The sequence below is a fragment of the Frigoribacterium sp. CFBP 8751 genome (genome assembly GCF_014841545.1).
Taxonomy (GTDB): Bacteria; Actinomycetota; Actinomycetes; order Actinomycetales; family Microbacteriaceae; genus Frigoribacterium.
The window spans coordinates 1-514 of sequence record NZ_JACYUB010000020.1; the positions used below are offsets into that span (position 1 = coordinate 1).

1 pseudogene is annotated in these 514 nt (G+C 68.7%); it reads left to right on the forward strand.

What is annotated here, in order from left to right:
- Positions 1-35: 35 nt before the first annotated feature.
- Positions 36-514 (forward strand): annotated as a pseudogene (locus IFT88_RS16735) (hypothetical protein); the annotation flags it as partial.

The following is a 514-nucleotide window of genomic DNA, read 5'->3' on the forward strand; positions in this document are numbered from 1 at the left end:
TGGCACGGCTTCGCACGCATGGCATGGTCGCGACCATGGAGATCATCGATGATGTCGAACGCGGTGCCTGGCTGGGGCCGCGGATGTGCCGCCTCGGAGGCTGGGCGAGGGTCGGTTCCGTCACTGGGTACGGTTTCGAGGCCTACGCGCGCATCCTTCACCCTCGACCCACGGGAGGCGGCGCCTGGGAGAGGCGCCGGTGGTCTGACGTCGCCACGGCAGCCGGCAAAGTCATGCACCCTCTCGTCCAGTGGGAGCGACTACTCGACCTCGATGAGCCACGTGGTGGCACCAGCGACGTCGGGTACCTCGACCCGCAAGTGCTGGCAGCCCTTGCACCGCTGCTGGGGGTCCAGACTGCGACACCGGACGACGCCCTCGCGGCGTACTGGGTCGGCGGCACCGGCCAAGGCCTCGTCGGCCGATCGGTGACCATCGATCGGTACGACTATGTCCTGGCCCAGACCGACACCGCGGAGCTCGCAGAGCCCGGCTGGGGTCGACACATCGGCTT